At 56.0% G+C, this 15,857-nt stretch carries 9 protein-coding genes, 1 tRNA gene and 1 pseudogene; 6 read left to right on the forward strand and 5 right to left on the reverse strand.

Annotated elements, in window-relative coordinates; genetic code table 11:
- Nucleotides 1-43: 43 nt before the first annotated feature.
- The 3 genes from dnaG (at nucleotide 44) to MGMAQ_RS02330 (ending at nucleotide 4,325) form a co-directional block, all read left to right on the forward strand.
- Nucleotides 44-1,855: a DNA primase gene (dnaG, locus tag MGMAQ_RS02320; RefSeq protein WP_046020265.1), complete on the forward strand. Its 1,812-nt coding sequence runs from the start codon at nucleotides 44-46 to the stop codon at nucleotides 1,853-1,855.
- A 252-nt stretch (nucleotides 1,856-2,107) separates the two neighbouring features.
- The gene (gene rpoD, locus MGMAQ_RS02325; RefSeq protein WP_046022869.1) at nucleotides 2,108-4,189 is read left to right on the forward strand and encodes an RNA polymerase sigma factor RpoD; all 2,082 of its coding nucleotides are present in this window, start codon (nucleotides 2,108-2,110) and stop codon (nucleotides 4,187-4,189) included.
- A gap of 59 nt (nucleotides 4,190-4,248) precedes the next feature.
- A tRNA-Ile gene (locus MGMAQ_RS02330) sits at nucleotides 4,249-4,325 on the forward strand.
- A 564-nt stretch (nucleotides 4,326-4,889) separates the two neighbouring features.
- Here MGMAQ_RS02330 and MGMAQ_RS21585 read toward each other — a convergent pair.
- The 5 genes and pseudogenes from MGMAQ_RS21585 to MGMAQ_RS02350 all read right to left on the reverse strand — a co-directional run.
- Nucleotides 4,890-5,894: pseudogene (locus MGMAQ_RS21585) on the reverse strand (recombinase family protein); the annotation flags it as partial.
- Between the two features lie 18 nt (nucleotides 5,895-5,912).
- A complete protein-coding gene (locus MGMAQ_RS20915; protein WP_158498751.1) occupies nucleotides 5,913-6,056 on the reverse strand; it encodes a hypothetical protein in 144 nt (47 codons plus the stop codon).
- A 44-nt stretch (nucleotides 6,057-6,100) separates the two neighbouring features.
- Nucleotides 6,101-6,295: a hypothetical protein gene (locus tag MGMAQ_RS02340; RefSeq protein ID WP_046020267.1), complete on the reverse strand. Its 195-nt coding sequence runs from the start codon at nucleotides 6,293-6,295 to the stop codon at nucleotides 6,101-6,103.
- Entirely contained in the window at nucleotides 6,292-7,368 is a 1,077-nt protein-coding gene (locus tag MGMAQ_RS02345) for a hypothetical protein (RefSeq protein ID WP_046020268.1), read from the reverse strand. Before MGMAQ_RS02345 ends, MGMAQ_RS02340 begins: the two co-directional genes overlap by 4 nt.
- Entirely contained in the window at nucleotides 7,355-7,912 is a 558-nt protein-coding gene (locus tag MGMAQ_RS02350; RefSeq protein ID WP_046020269.1) for a hypothetical protein, read from the reverse strand. The genes MGMAQ_RS02345 and MGMAQ_RS02350 overlap by 14 nt, the downstream gene beginning before the upstream one ends.
- A gap of 396 nt (nucleotides 7,913-8,308) precedes the next feature.
- On the opposite strand from MGMAQ_RS02350, the gene MGMAQ_RS02355 reads away from it, so the two are divergent.
- From MGMAQ_RS02355 to MGMAQ_RS02365, 3 genes are all read left to right on the forward strand, one after another.
- A complete protein-coding gene (locus MGMAQ_RS02355; RefSeq protein ID WP_082085219.1) occupies nucleotides 8,309-14,761 on the forward strand; it encodes an NACHT domain-containing protein in 6,453 nt (2,150 codons plus the stop codon).
- Nucleotides 14,762-15,161: 400 nt separating this feature from the next.
- Nucleotides 15,162-15,440, forward strand: coding sequence for a type II toxin-antitoxin system ParD family antitoxin (locus tag MGMAQ_RS02360; RefSeq protein WP_046022870.1), 279 nt, complete (start codon nucleotides 15,162-15,164; stop codon nucleotides 15,438-15,440).
- Entirely contained in the window at nucleotides 15,440-15,793 is a 354-nt protein-coding gene (locus MGMAQ_RS02365; RefSeq protein WP_046020271.1) for a type II toxin-antitoxin system RelE/ParE family toxin, read from the forward strand. Before MGMAQ_RS02360 ends, MGMAQ_RS02365 begins: the two co-directional genes overlap by 1 nt.
- The last annotated feature ends 64 nt before the right edge of the window (nucleotides 15,794-15,857 follow it).

The following is a 15,857-nucleotide window of genomic DNA, read 5'->3' on the forward strand; positions in this document are numbered from 1 at the left end:
ATTCAAGTTCATCCTTGTCAACGACGCGAGTAGCGGATCGATCATGGCCTTCACGCCGCAATTCCTTGATGAACTGCGCGCCCGGCTGCGCCCGGTGGACGTGATCGGTCGGACCACCCGGCTGATCCGCAAGGGCAATGAACATCAAGGCCTGTGCCCGTTCCACAAGGAAAAGACCCCCTCGTTTTATGTTTATGACGATCACTACCACTGCTTTGGCTGCGGCGTGCATGGCAGTGTTATCGATTTCGTCATGAATACGGAAAACCTCTCCTTTCCCGAGGCGGTGGAGAAGTTGGCCGATGAGGCGGGGCTGGAAGTGCCGGTGGATTCGCCGGAAGAACGCCAAAAGGCCGAGCGCCGCACCACCTTGCTTGATGCCATGGAACTGGCTTGTGCCCATTATGAAAAGCAGTTGCGCATGCCTGAGGGGGCCAGCGGATTGGCCTATTTCAGTCAGCGCGGACTGGACGACGGCACCATCGCCCGGTTCCGATTGGGGTTTGCCCCCTCTCGCCGCGGTGGATTGAAGACGGCCCTGGCCAGGGCCAACGTGGACGAGGATTTGATGGTCGAGACCGGCCTGTCCCGCCGTCCCGACGATGGCCGGGCACCCTATGACTATTTCCGAGACCGGGTGCTGTTTCCCATCACCGACCGTCGCGGCAAGGTGATCGCTTTCGGCGGTCGCACCTTGGGGGACGGCGAACCGAAGTATCTCAACAGCCCGGAAACGCCTTTGTTTCACAAGAGTCGCACTCTTTATGGTCTGGCTCAGGCCCTGCCTGCCGCCCGCAAAAGCGGCCAATTAACAGTCACCGAGGGCTATATGGATGTGATCGCCCTGCATCAGGCGGGAATCGATACCGCCGTTGCCCCTTTGGGCACCGCCCTGACCGAAGACCAAATTCAGGAGCTCTGGCGGATCGCCCCGGAGCCGGTGCTTTGCTTCGACGGCGACGCGGCCGGGCAAAAAGCCGCCGCCCGTGCGGCCGACCGTTGCCTGCCCCTATTGCAGCCGGGCAAGTCCCTGCGTTTTGCCTTGCTGCCCACCGGGGAGGACCCGGACAGCCTGATCCGTCGCGAGGGGCCCGGGGCCATGCGCGAGGTCTTGGAAACCGCCCGACCCCTGTCTGACGCCTTGTGGACCTGGGTGGTCGAAGGCGCCCGGGCCAATACGCCGGAGCGCCGGGCGGCCTTATGGAAGGAACTGAAGGACCGGGTATTCCGTATTCAGGATCCGACAGTGCGCAAGACATTCCTGGAATCCTACGAAAGCCGATTTTGGGCCAAGCCGAGCCATAAGGCGGGCCATCGATCCCAGGGGGGGCATCGATCCACCCGACGCACCGATGTCCTGCACCGTCCCGAGGGCGCCGCCGAAGCCCATGTGGATTCTTCCCGGCGCGAGGATCAACTGCTGCTGGCGCTGTTTCTCTGCCGTCCGGCAATGTTCGAGACCTATGACGAGGAGTTCGGTCGCCTGGCCTTTCGTGATCCCGGGGACGAGCGCCTGCGCCAGGCCTTGGTGGACCTTCTCAGCGATCATCGGCAACGCGATTCGGCGGAGGTGGTTGCCGAACTGACCGAAGGGGGGCACGGCGGTGCCCTGAGCCGTATCCTGACGACCGACGAGGTGCGGGTCATGCGCCGCGCCGGGGGGCCATTGCACCCGGAAACACAAGCAACGGAAGTGGAGGCCATCTGGTCGCGGTACCGCAACCGACAGCTCAAGGATGGCATCCGCCGGGAGCTTTCCGCGGCCAGCGATGCCATGTCCGATGACGACCTGGCCAAACGCATGGAAATGATCCGCGTCCGCCTGGGCGTTGATGACGACGCGGATGAAGATTAACCCCTTGAGCGCATGGGGTCTTAGTTGCTTGACAGACGCGCGGGACTCGCCTAAGTACGCAGGCTCCGGGTTTTTTGGGCCTTGATGGGTCGGCGGGAGCATACCTTTTCAGCACTATCCTCTTTGTGAGCCGCGCGCGACGCAACGCAAGTCGGCGCTCCGAGGAGTTTTTTGCTGGACGCCTCCCTTTCCATCACGGGTCCCAGGGCCGTCAGAAGCAACAACAACGGCGAACACCAATACGGGGTATTCATGGCCACCACCAAGAACACGGCGGAAAACAGGTCCGGCGGTGAAGAATCCGCTGACAGCCCGCTGATCGACACGCTGGGCGCCAACTTGAAGAAACTGGTCGCCCGCGCCAAAGAGCGGGGCTACGTCACCATTGACGAACTGAATCAGGCGATGCCGCCCGAGCAGGTCTCATCGGAGCAGATCGAGGACACCATGGCCTCGCTGTCCGAGATGGGCATCAATGTGGTCGAGAACGAGGAAGCCGAAGAAGCCTCCGAGACAACGGGAACAGCTGTCGAACCCGCTGCCACGACCACTTCTCCCGCCGGCAACGTCGACGAGGACGAGATGGGTCGCACCGATGATCCGGTGCGTATGTACCTGCGCGAGATGGGCTCGGTGGAGCTGCTGTCGCGCGAGGGCGAGATTGCAATCGCCAAGCGTATCGAGGCCGGTCGCGAAATGATGATCGGCGGCCTGATGGAAAGCCCGCTGACCATTCGCGCCATCTGTGCCTGGCATGATCAGTTGCAGGAAGAAAGCATCCTGCTCCGCGACATCATTGATTTGGAAGCCACCTACGGCGGAGCCGGTGGCCCGCCGGCGGGCGAAGAAGGTGAGGGAGCCGAAGGCGGTGAGGGCGGCGAAAACGCCGGAGCGGGCGAAGGATCCGCCGATCCCGCGCCCGTTGGCGAAGATCAGCCGGAACCCGAAGTCAAGACCGAGGAAAGCGATTCCGACAGCGAGGCGGGCTCTGCCGAGGACGGCGCCGAGGAAGGCCAAGAGGGCGAGCGCCGCGCCGATGGCGACGATGACGAGGATCTGGAAGAAACCAGCCTGTCTTTGTCGGCCATGGAAGCCAAGCTGAAGCCGGAAGTCATCGAGACCTTCGAGAAGATCACCAAAACCTATGAGAAGCTCCACAAGGTGCAATTGCAGCGCCTGGAAGCCTTGCAGGCGGGCACCGACGTCAAGCCGTCGGCCGAGAAGCGCTATGCCAAGCTGCGCAAGGAGCTGATCGAGTTGATGGATACGGTGCATCTGAACAACACCCGTATCGAACAGCTGGTCGAACAGCTCTATGCCCTAAACAAGATGCTCATGGGCATGGAGGGGCGTCTGCTGCGCTGGGCCACTTCGTCAAAGGTCAAGCGCGACGACTTTTTGCAAAACTACTTCGGCGACGAACTGGACCCCACCTGGCTAGAGCGCATGTCGGCCAAGGGCAAGGGCTGGACCCGCTTCGCCGAGCGTTATACCGACGAAATCGAAAACACCCGCTCGGAAATCGCCGTGATTTCCCAGGAAGCCGGTCTGCCCATTTCCGAATTGCGTCGTGTGGTGGGCACGGTACAAAAAGGCGAGCGCGAGGCCAACAAGGCCAAAAAGGAAATGATCGAGGCCAACCTGCGCCTGGTGATTTCCATTGCCAAGAAATACACCAACCGCGGCCTCCAGTTCCTGGATCTGATCCAGGAGGGCAACATCGGTCTGATGAAAGCGGTGGACAAGTTCGAATACCGGCGTGGCTATAAGTTCTCCACCTATGCCACTTGGTGGATCCGTCAGGCCATCACCCGTTCCATCGCCGATCAGGCCCGCACCATCCGTATTCCGGTGCATATGATCGAGACCATCAACAAGCTGGTCCGCACCTCGCGGCAAATGTTGCATGAGATCGGTCGCGAGCCGACGCCCGAGGAACTGGCTGAAAAACTCTCCATGCCTTTGGAAAAAGTGCGCAAGGTGCTGAAAATCGCCAAGGAGCCCATCAGCCTTGAGACTCCTATCGGCGACGAGGAAGACAGCCATCTGGGCGACTTCATCGAGGACAAGAACGCCGTTCTGCCCCTGGATGCCGCCATCCATTCCAATTTGCGCGAGACCACCACCCGGGTGCTGTCCAGCCTCACCGCCCGCGAAGAGCGGGTGCTGCGCATGCGCTTTGGGATCGGTATGAACACTGATCATACCTTGGAAGAGGTCGGCCAGCAGTTCAGCGTCACCCGCGAACGGATCCGGCAGATCGAGGCCAAGGCCCTGCGCAAGCTCAAGCATCCCAGCCGCTCGCGCAAATTGCGCAGCTTCCTGGATACCTAGGCGGGCGCGGGTACTTGAGATCCCGGTCCGGTTGCCCTAGGCTACGGACCCTGTGTTTTGGGCCTATAGCTCAACTGGTTAGAGCCGGCCGCTCATAACGGTCTGGTTGCAGGTTCGAGTCCTGCTGGGCCCACCACTTCGGAACAGAACTGGGCACCGGATCGGTGTCCGGTTCTGTCATTCCGAGAGCGGCTCCGGCCAGGGCTGATTTCGATCCAAAGATACGGATTTCCGCATCATCGACTTCAACCCTGTCCACGAACAGGCGGACATAGTCCTTGCGGAACTTACTGTCTGGATCGTGCAGTTTGGCGCGGGCAGCTTCCGCGAATCGCTTCAAGTGGCCCTGCGTCAGTTTCAGACTGGGCATGTCGCGGCGCCGGTCCAACTGGCTGACTTGCCGTAACAAATCTTCCCTCCGCTGGTCGAGCCGACCAAGGGAAGATTTAAACCCGTCGGTGTTCTCCACTGTTCCATCGGCCAAGGCATCGTATAGACGGCCAATCTTCTCTTCGGTGGCGCGTAGTTCCTTACGGAACGTCTTGGCCTGTTCCTGCAAGCCTTCTAAGTGGCTGCGATTTCGGTCCATCAGTGTCGCCAGCAAGGCCTTCAGACGGTTAGGCTTGAATAACCGGTTTTCCAGTTGCTCAAGAATGATGGCGTCCAGGGTTCCCATGGGGATGTTCCGGCCCTTGCAGCCGGAAGTTCCTTCGGTCGCACGGGTGTTGCAGGTGTAGTAGCGATATCGCCCACCTTTGCCTGTCCGCAGGGTCATCCCGCCGCCGCAATCACCACACTTGGCAAGGCCTGTCAGCAGAGTCGGCCCGTTGACGACACGCGGCGGGGTCTGGCTCGGTCGCCGTTTTTCCAGCAATGCCTGAACCCGGTCGAATTGCTCAGGCTCAATGACAGTGGGTGTTTCGAACATTACCCATTCCGACGGGTCTTTGGTTCTCTTCGTCTTGCTGCACTTCTTGTTGAAAACGTGTTCGCCTTTGTAGGCGGTCCGGGTCAGGATCGCGTGAACAAGGCTGACACCGAAAAGCCGCCCTCTGCGATACCGCAAACCCTTCCCATTCAATCTGTCCGCTACAGCGCGAACTCCGTTTCCTCCGAGGTACACTTCGAATATCTGTTGGACGATTCCGGCTTCGGATTCATCGATTTGAAGCCGCTTTTTCGCCGTGTCGCCTCGGGTTTCGACGACGTAGGTTCTGTACCCATAGGGAGGCCGAGAGCCATTCCAGAATCCCTGTCGGGCATTCTCCTTCATCGCTCGCAGAACATGTTTGGCGTTTTCCTTGCTCTGGTATTCGTCGAAGAGATTGAGCATCTGGCGCAGCATCTGCGCCATGGGGTCATCGCCCAGTTGCTGGGAAATCGAAACCACCGAAACCGAGGCCTTTTCCAGCCGACGGCGAAAGAACTCGAACTGGTAGGCGTCGCGGAAAAACCGCGAATAGCTATGGACGAGCACTACGTCAAACGGCTGATCCGGAGACGTGGCATCGTCGATCATACGTTGAAAAGCTGGTCGCTGGTCACTGGTCGCTGAAGCACCCGGTTCCACATAGTCTGCGACGACTGACCAGCCATTTTGTTCACAGTAGCGTTCAAGCTGGCGACGTTGGTCAGGGATCGAAAGGTCTTTCTCGGCCTGCCTTGCCGTCGAAACCCGCAGATACAAGGCTACTCTCTTTCCCATCCCAACGCCTCCTATGTTTCATTGAGCCTGGATCATGGACGTAAGAAGATCGAGGAAATGGCGCTCGACAAGATCCAACTCAGCCTCTGTAATGGGCAACTCATCCATCCAATCGGTGGCTACCGCCCGGTCATTAGTTCGCTTCTGGTCGGGCTCTGGCACGCATGATTAACCTCCTTTCATGCCTGATTTGGTCCGGCCCGTTCCTATCCATTCTGTTGCACCGCGTGCTCGCTGAGTAGGGCTTGAATATCGCCCTCCAGTCCGTTCCGTCCGAGTTCGTCGAGCACGATTTTCCTGAAAGCCTTGAATTGGGATTGCGGCAAAGCCGCCTCCGCGACAGTCAGCAGGTGCGCTTTACGCACATTGATCAAATTGCCGATGTCGCGCGGATCAATCATTGGCCCAACTCGATTTCCTTGATCCGCTGTGTCACGTCATCCGACCATGCCACCGGACTGTGGTGCTGGGCTATGACATGCGGCAATTCCGCCAACACATCATCCAGATCCGGCGCCCCTGTGCCCCCGTCCCGGCAGTACAGCAAGGCCGCAATATTCTTCAGGTACCCGTGAACCATCTTGCCTGACCGGTCCAGTCGCCATTCGACCGGAGCCATCTGATCGATGCATTTGACCAGGCCGGTTTGCGGCAGCGTGCCGATGTCATCGGTCAATTGGCTCCACAGCGGGTGCAGGGGCCAGCGCGATCGGTTGCTGTCGCCATTGGGCTTGCGCAGGGAGGTATGGTTGGTCGCCAGCTCTCGAAGGATATCGCCTTGGAATTCCCGCAGATCCGCCATGGTCCGGATGCCCCCTTCCTTCAAACGCTCGCCCCGGATCTGGAATTCGACGCGGCACACATGGTCCTTTCGTCCCCAGAGCTCGAAAAACCACGCCTTGGCGCTCTGCGCTTCGATTTCAGCCACCTTGTCGTACACCCGAAGAACAACCTCGCCCTTGCCGAACTGGTGCGTTTGATCCTTCTGGTTTTCCCGCCAAGTGGCATCCTTGCGAGACCTGGAGACGAAATCGTCCCGTGCAAAATCCCAGACCGGAAGGTGGTAGTCGAAAGCCCAATCGGCACGGGACACCACCTCCGGTTTGAGGAACCGAGAACCGATCGACGCCACCCAGGTGTCAAATCTGCTGGTGAGGCGGTCCAGACCCTCCATCCAGAGCCCTTCACTACGGAACTGAACATGGCAGGATGGGCTCAAACGCTCGCCCAATCGGATCTCGAATGCCTTGTTGCCCAAGACGTAGGTGTAGGGGTGTTTGCCAAAGGGCTTCAAGGCGAAGCTTTCACTCCCGAGGGTGAGTTCACCAAACTTTTCCCCCCGGTCCCGACCGGTCTTCTCTTTCAGGTATGCCAGCTCATCCCAATCGATTTCGCTAACCAGGGTGTCCAAGTAGTAGGACACAAACAGGCTGTCGAGACCTCTGAGCAGAAGTTGGAAATCAGGATGTGGCACGGCCTATTCTTTCCACGTAGGGAATTCCACCGAACTTATTGTCGTAAATTCGTTCTGAAACCTGAGACATGTTGATCAAAATCGACGAGGGCGCGGTGAAGTTGAAAACGCGTTCATTCCAATCTTCTATCTCGTCAAAGAACGTTGTCTCCGCCCCGGTGATCCCCTGTGTCTTCGGATCGAATGTCCAGGCGACCTGCAAGAAGGCGTTCATTTCGGTGAGCGCCACGCTGAGGTACAAGGCGCCTTCCTCGTATTCTTCGTACAAGGCTTCGGCGACGGGCTTCAGGACATCGATTGAACTTGCGTATCGGCTAAGTTCCGCGAGAATGCCTGCGATCTGCAAGGTTGGTTCTTCCGAATACAGGCGCGGGATTCCTTTCCCCGTGTTTTTTTGAGATCGCGTTTGAAGCAGGTCGTTCTGAGTCCAATGCCTGATCTGCCGCATTGTCTTTGCGATACCTTCCTCGCTCTGATCGAAGGACACCCAGGATGCAAGATCCTTCAACGTGATCATTACCAGCGTGTCTTCCCGCGCGCTCATAAGACATAGAATCCCTTCAATGCGTTAACCATACGAGAACTCATAAAACATTTTACGTCTTATGGCAAGATTAAAAGACATGGGATGTTTTTTAATAATGGACAATACGGTACAGCGGAGTGAATTGCGGCAGCAGGTCGCGGCCTCAAGGCCAAGCCGGGCTACGCCCGGTGGCTTTGCCAGCCTTGACCCCACGCCCTGCCGCCACAGAGGACAATGAAGGGCTTTCGCGAAGCGAAAGCCCTCTCAAGAGGGCTTCTTTGACATCTTTGCGGCAACAGCGTGCATAACTTGTCTAGTGGTGGACAATCGGTTGTGGTTGAGGCAACATGTATTTTAAGCTCCCCGTGTTACTGATCACGGGGAAGATCGAAATAGTTGGCGCGATCCAAACACATGGCAGACAAGGTCAGGGCATCTCGCGATGGGCACGAGTATCACGAAGCCTGGACTGCCCGTAAATCAATGCAACTCCTCCTGCCAGACGACGATTTTGTCGCTATGGCGATTGAAGGGCTCGCACTTGAGGATGAAAAAGGAGCGAAGCGCGAAACCATCGAGATCGCAGATTTGACCCTCTACTATGGGCGAGGGGCCTCATTTGAGAGCAGCGAGCGAACGACGATCGCACAGTTCAAATATTCAGTAGCCGACAGCGACCCCCCATTTCGAGCCAGCCATGCCCGGAAAACTGTATCGAAGTTCGCCGTCGCCTTCAAAGACCACAAGGAAAGGTATGGAGATCAAGCCGTCCATCAAAAGCTTGGTTTTGAGTTGATCACCAACAGGCCGATTTACGCCCCTCTACTCGCGGCTATCGAAGCCATAGCGGCTGGAAGCGCAAGCACTGGCGAGGAACAAGAACAGGCAAAGCAATTCAAGGCCGCTGCCGGTCTACATGGGCAGAACCTGAGGGAATTCGCCGCGAAATGCAGCTTGATTGGCCGAACCGGGAATTTGACAAGGATTGACAACGAGCTTGCCCGCCTGATGATCGATTGGTCTGCAACCAACGATGCACTTGCTGATGCGCGACTCAAAGCGCTGAAAAAGATGGTGCGCGACAAGGCCGGAACAACAGGTCATAAAGATAAGGTAATCAAGCGAACGGACGTTCTTGCATCCCTACTTATCAGCGAACTTGATGATTTGCTTCCTTGCCCATCCGCGCTTGCCGATTTTGGCAAGGTCGTGGAACGTGAACAGCTTGCCGACGCCGCCTCAACAGTATCTTGCACCTCCGACCCTGTGATGGTTCACGCGTCAGGTGGTACGGGAAAAACCGTATTCATGGACAGCCTTGCATCGGCGTTGAGCCATGAGAATGAGGTTGTATTCTTTGATTGTTTTGGTGGCGGTGCTTATCGGTCGCCGGAAGATGCCCGCCACCTGACGCAAAAAGGGCTCGTACACATAGCAAATACACTCGCCTTCAAGGGAATGTGTGATCCGATCTTGCCAGGGAGTTCTGACGAAATAGGGCTATTTACTACCTTCCGGCGAAGGCTCAAACAATCGCTGCAAACGATGCAGGCGCTGGGATTAAAGAAAGGCTTGGCCATCTTCATAGATGCAATCGATAACGCCGAACGGTTTGCACTGGAACGTGGTGAAAGGTCGTTCCCCAATCTCTTGCTGGAGAGCCTGCATAGTGACCCGATTCCCGGTGTGAAGCTAATCGTTTCCTGCCGACCGGAGCGGAAACCAAATACTTTCGCCACATGCCAAGAAATCGAATTGTTGCCGTTTACGATCAATGAAACTGAAATCTATCTCCGTTCAAGATTGAAGAATGCCTCGAAGGCCGAGATCAATGTGGGACAAGCACGATCCGGTGGAAACGCCCGCATACTGGAGCACTTGGTCAAGAGTGATCGCGGCCTCCTCGATCCGTCTGAGATCGACAATAAGGTCGAGTTGGACGACCTCATCCAGGAGCGCATATCCAAGGCACTGGAGACAGCCGTTGAACGAGGGCATACACAGGAGGAGCTAAATTCGTTTCTAGCGGGTCTTGCCGTTCTGCCACCACCAGTCCCTCTCGATGAATATGCAGGAGCACATGGCTTCAACGTTAGTACGGTCGAGAGTTTTGCCGCCGATCTTTGTGACCTATTGGAAAGAACGAAGCACGGGCTAACCTTTCGCGACGAACCGACGGAGCTGCTGGTCCATGATCGGTATAGTTCTTCTCCAGACGCGCTAAAACGGTTGGCGGAAAATCTCAACGAGAGACAAGGAGTATCTGTATACGCCGCTCGCGCCCTTCCCGGCCTTCTATTCAAGCTGGATGATGGCGAACAGCTTTTCAAACTTGCGTTCGACGAACGCGTTCCTGACCGGATTACGAGCAAGACCGGAAAGCGCAACATCCGGTACGCCAGGCTCAAGTCTGCCGCCCTTCACGCGGCGATCAACAAGAACCACAACCGTTTGGTCCGGTTACTTGTGGAACTCTCTGCAGTGGCAGCCGAGGACCAACGCGGCATCAAGTATATCCTCGACTTTCCCGATCTGGTCGTGGCGGCAAAAGACATCGACGCCACTCGCCGGTTGTTTGAAACCAGGACGGCCTGGCCGGGGATGAAGCATGCGCGGCTAACCATAGCGCACGCCCTGACTGGAGATACCGAGCAGGCCTATCGTCATGCTGTATTGGCGGACGAGTGGATAGACCACTACAGGCGTCGTGACCGAGAAGAACACGGCCCCAGGGAAGCCGGTCCCGAGCAAAAGGATATCGCCGCAATCCCGTTCTTTCGGATCGCAGCCGGACGTTCCGACGAGGCCGCACAATACTTCCTCTCGTGGCCCGATTGGTTTACTTTCAAGGTTTGCAGATATGTAATCGAGTGCTCGAATCTCGCGAGCACAACCGGGAAGCTCTCTAGCAAGAACTATGAGAAATTCATTCGCAAGCTGCCGTCAATCGGCTCCTTGACGGCAGCTCTTTGCTTCGAACAGTTTTCCAAGGCAAAGAGGAAGACCCTGGTTCGCAAACTTGCCACGCAGTGTGGAAATTCAGACAAGCTGGATTTACCGGTGAGGAGCTACTTGAGGCCAGGACTTCGACTCGATGACGGCCTGAGAAAAGCCTCTGCGGTAGCGGCAGCCCTCGGGATGGCCATGGAAGCCCAGTCTATTGTCAACAGTGTGTCGTCCCAAATCCCAGGCATCTGGTCCTTCCGGGATGAGCCTTATACGACAAGCGACGTATTCCCGTTCTTGTTCAATGCGGCCCTTCAGTCGGCAACCAGCGACATTCCCCTGCATGAAAAAGACCTGCTCCCGAGTGAACTCGCCTTGATCAGTTCGGAAATCGATAGATCGAACACAGGCAAGGAATTCTCTACTGAGGCAGCAGCGATCATTGACGCCAACACCAAGAAACCGGATGACGAGGAAAAGGGACGCAGTGAGGGCTCAGCCTTTGGCTACGAAGAAGCCAAGGACGCGAAGCGGTATGTTAGCGAAAAGCTACCTCTCGTGCTGGAGCTAACCAGCGCCCTGGCTGAAGTCCTGGCGGCAGATGGTAGAAGCGTGGGCAGGGCTTTCAAGTCCTTGGTCGATGTGTGGGAGAAAACACGAAACAAGCGGGATATCTATCGTGCTGAAAGGATAAACCGCTTCTTCGAGGGCATCGGCTTCGAAGCAGCAATGTTCGTTCTGTGGTCCCGGCCTGAGTTGCCGGCATCTGCTGTCACCCGTTTCCTTGCAGTGTTTCATGCCCAAAGCAAGGACCCCTACAAGCTGACACGAATCGTGTCTGAACTGGCGCGCCGTCCCGCTCTACATGAGAAGGCCGGCGAGCAAGCGCTCATTGCCCGAGAATGGATTGACGCCGAAAACGAGGTGACGCAGCGGGCAAGCCTGATGGGTGACCTCGGCAGAGCCATGCTTCCTGCAAGCATCGAGGAAGCGACGATCTATTTCCGTGATGGGTTGGAGCAGATGGATGCCATCGGTTCAGGGGACTACGAGTTCACGAACGAACTGCTGCTCTTCGCGTCGGAGATGAAAGGTGAAGAACTCGAAGAACGAGAATTTCATACTCTGACCAACATCTGCGAGCTCAATATGGGAGAAGAGCCGGAGAATTACTTCTGGGGAGCGGTAGCAGGAGGGCTATCGCAAGCCGCCGGGCCAAGGGGGCTGGCAAAAATCAGTCGATGGGATGACCGATCGAGAATTTCTCTTGAGTATACATTGCTTCCCTACCTGACAGCCTTAGTGACGGACGGGAAGATTGCTCCAAACGTGGCACTAGCGTTAAATGAACTTGCCGATCCCGTGGAACTTTGGTCAAGCGGCACTAAGGAATTCGCGACAGCAATCCACAACCTAGTTGGCAAGTCGAGGCCGGATCTGATCCGCGAATTGATCACCCAATACAAGAAAAATAACCCGGGCGTTTCAAGCGGCGAAACCACTAAACTGCTGGCTTCTCTGGCTGAGGAGGTGCTGGGAGATGCGCCCCTGACTTCGTACCTTGGAAGAGCGAGCAAACAGTACTCGAAGGTTATCGATACCCTGAACTACAACACCAACTATCGAGGTCGTCAAAACGAAGACTGGGAAGCCCGTGCGGAGGAACGCAGGAAGGAGAGTAAGGCCACCATCAAATCCATCGTACACGATGTCAATCCCCTGGACCCTTGCTCTCTTGCCAAGGCGTGTAAAGATTTTAAGGGGCTGAACTCTGCATACGAGTTCAAAGACAAGTTCTTTGGAGGTATCAGGAAGAAAGTACCGTATCAACACCGAAGAGATTATCTGATAGCGGTGTGCGACCTAGAAGATTTTAATTTTCATTGGAAACTCGAAGAACTCCAGAAGTGCCGTGAAATTTGGGGGAGGTCTTCATCTTCTATCCAAGCCTTTTTGGGAAATGCGGCCAATGGTCTGCTACATCGGCACGCGGACGACCTGTTGAACAATGATCGGTTGTCCAGCTATCAATTGAATAAAATCTCTGACCTTACAGGAGTACCGATTGCCGATTTGATTGTCGAGCTAGTTCAGGTATTCGCGCGGCAGGAGGGCACGGTACCAGGTTCCTTATGGTTAACCTGTGCAATACACGTTTGCTCCAAAGCCGATGACGGCCAAGGCCAGATTGCCCTTGGCCGGCTCCTGCGGAGTGATTTCGCAAAGCTGGCGAATGGTGTTGTCGATGGTGCTTGGTCTCCAGGCCTATATCCGGAGGACGATGTTGGGGTCATTGCAGCCAACCTGATCTGGCGTTGTCTTGGGGCTCCGAAGACTGAACAGAGATGGCGAGCGGCACATAGTGTCCGTACCCTCGCCAAGTTCCAGCTATGGGACATCATCGATGTCTTGGTAAATAGGTTCGATGATCAGAGTGCGGGTGCCTTCCAGGCGAATGAATTACCGTTTTTCTTCTTGCACGCTCGCTTGTGGTTACTCATCGCATTGGCACGAGCCGCGATTGATCACCCGACAGAGATCGCTCGCTACCAAGACACCCTTGTCAAAGTTGCCCTAACCGAGAAAGGCCCTCATGCACAAATGAGGCAGTTCGCTGCACGAGCCCTGCTCGTATGCATTGATAGTGGTAGCATCACGTTGGATACTGGTTCGGGTTTAAGGCTCCGTAGCATTGACCTATCGCCATTCCCCCTAGCTAGAAAGAGTGATGATGGCAGAAGCAATTTCTACGGTGGCCGACCGAAATCTGTTCCCGAGCCTGAGCCCAAATTCTATTTGGACTACGACTTTCAAAAGCATGAGGTTGATGGATTAGGCCGGGTGTTTGGCAGACCCTGTTGGGAAGTAAGCGATATGGTTTCAGGCATTGTTCGTGAGTTCGATTCTGAAATCTCCCATATGTCTGACGGTAAAGGCCGGGAAGCAAGGCTTCGGTCTATGTCCGGCACCATAAGCAACCTTGAACATAGCTATGGGCATCAACTCGGGTTGCACGCATTGATGATGGTCGCAGGCGGTCTTCTGGAGTCAACACCCGTAGTACAGATCTGGGAGGATGAAGTCGATCCTTGGGGTGAGTGGATGCGAAACCATAGCCTTACAAGGACCGATGGGTTTTGGCTGTCCGACGGTATGGACAGCACGCCTCTTGACACTGCTGTCACGCTTAAAGAAGCAACGGATGACGGCCTCCAAATCACCGGCAACCGGCAGAAACTGCTAGCGCTCATTGGGATCAAGCTGCGGATTGGAAAGCAGCTTGTTGTTGATGGCTACTGGTACTCTGCGGATAACATACGAGTGGGGATTTCCTCGGCATTGGCAAGACCCGAAGAAACAGAAAGGTTAATCCAGTCGTTGATCGATGAAGACCCGATGTTGGTTTGGGTACCCAGCCTTCGCGGATATGAGAGCGACGACGAGTTCGACAATTTTGGCAAAACAGAGCTGATCCCATGGCTCGTACATCCTCAGTATTCTGCACACCTTGATGAACTTGACCCCTATGGAGCGATCTGCGCTCAAAACCGGCCACGGCTCGCTAACGAATTCAATGAATTGTTAGCTCTGTCCAGGGACGACAGCTTTGGTCGCGCATGGAAGAACAAGAGCGGCTCAGTCGCTGTATTCGCAGAAGCGTGGGGAAAAGAAAATTCCTACACGGCACGCGAAGTGTACTCTGGGCTTCGATTTTCCTGCACATCGACAACACTCAAGCAGGTGCTAAACAAAGCCAACAAGGATTTGGTCATACTGATTAATCTCCAGGAATATGAAGAAGGCTGGCGAGGCGAAAGTGGGAAGTACACCCATACAGTGGGAGTTGTTCGAGTTACCAATCTGTTAGATTTCAGCTACTATCCAGGAAAGGTGAATCACCTATATGTTCCGAGGTACTAAGAACATTTTTTGAGCACTAAACGGCTAGAAATAAAATGTTCACTCAGGTGGGCTTCACCCTTTTTTAGTCTCTATTGTTGAGGTCAATCAACAATATCCAGAAGTTCGCATCTTCGTCCTGCCTGGCCCACCATTCACCCTCGCGCGAACCGATCGCCAGACCCTCTGGCGCGCAAAACCCGGCAGTTCCGCGGGGGTCCGGGGCGATGGCAGAGAACCCAGAGACGCCGGATCCGGGGTGAATCGGCACCGATCTCCACAAAGTCTCAAAGGCGTTTTCAGGCCGCCAGACCGTGATTTTTTTGGGGGGATACCCTCCTCGGCAATCGCTCTCTCAACCGCGGCTTCCTTGAACGAGGGGGCCACTAAGTGGTACTGTCGATTAGAAATGGAGGCGCCCATGACGGCCAAACCGACAGTTTCCCTGACCGACCATGGTTATCAGTTTGCTAAATCCCTGGTTGAAAGCGGCAAATTCGCCTCGATCAGCGCGGTCATGCAACACGGATTGCGGCTTGTGGAACGGGAAGAGGAAGCCCACCGGGTTCGATTGGAAGCCATCCGAGACGATCTTGAGGTCAGAGCCACCGAGCCGGTGCTGACGGAAGACGAGATGAATGGGCAACTTGAGGCCATGCTCGCCGACAAGCGCCGAGCTTGGCTTGGAGACGGAACCTGATGGGTTCCTTTGATCTGGTCTACGCCAAATCGGCGAAGGCGGATCTCGAATGTATCATGGAGCATCTTTTCCGAAACTACGTATTTTTCGGCGACAACCCGGCGGAAGCTGTTGAAAAAGTCGAGGCACGGATCTTCGAGCTCCGTCAATTCATAAACGGTTTGAAGGCTTTCCCTCAAAAGGGAAGGCGCCGCGATGACTTGAAAAAAGGCCTGCGCCTATTGCCGGATCAGCGCAAGGCGGCCATCGCCTATGAGGTGGTCGAGAAAACCAAGACCGTGAAAGTTCTCAGGATCTTCTATGGCGGCGAGGATTATGAGTCCGTCATGCACGACAGGCCGGTTGAATCATAAGATGCAGCATCTGGTTGCCGTATCGAGTCGCCTCGGCCCCACCATTCACCCCCAGGCGAACCGA

The sequence above is a fragment of the Magnetospira sp. QH-2 genome (assembly GCF_000968135.1).
GTDB lineage: Bacteria > Pseudomonadota > Alphaproteobacteria > Rhodospirillales > Magnetospiraceae > Magnetospira.

What these genes read in the sequence shown, in the direction of transcription:
- MGMAQ_RS02355 (WP_082085219.1), top strand. Translation starts at nt 8,309, where the DNA reads ATGGCAGACAAGGTCAGGGCATCTCGCGATGGGCACGAGTATCACGAA.
- dnaG (WP_046020265.1), top strand. Translation starts at nt 44, where the DNA reads ATGGCCTTCACGCCGCAATTCCTTGATGAACTGCGCGCCCGGCTGCGC.
- MGMAQ_RS02365 (WP_046020271.1), top strand. Translation starts at nt 15,440, where the DNA reads ATGGGTTCCTTTGATCTGGTCTACGCCAAATCGGCGAAGGCGGATCTC.
- MGMAQ_RS02340 (WP_046020267.1), bottom strand. Translation starts at nt 6,295, where the DNA reads ATGATTGATCCGCGCGACATCGGCAATTTGATCAATGTGCGTAAAGCG.
- MGMAQ_RS02360 (WP_046022870.1), top strand. Translation starts at nt 15,162, where the DNA reads ATGACGGCCAAACCGACAGTTTCCCTGACCGACCATGGTTATCAGTTT.
- rpoD (WP_046022869.1), top strand. Translation starts at nt 2,108, where the DNA reads ATGGCCACCACCAAGAACACGGCGGAAAACAGGTCCGGCGGTGAAGAA.
- MGMAQ_RS02350 (WP_046020269.1), bottom strand. Translation starts at nt 7,912, where the DNA reads ATGAGCGCGCGGGAAGACACGCTGGTAATGATCACGTTGAAGGATCTT.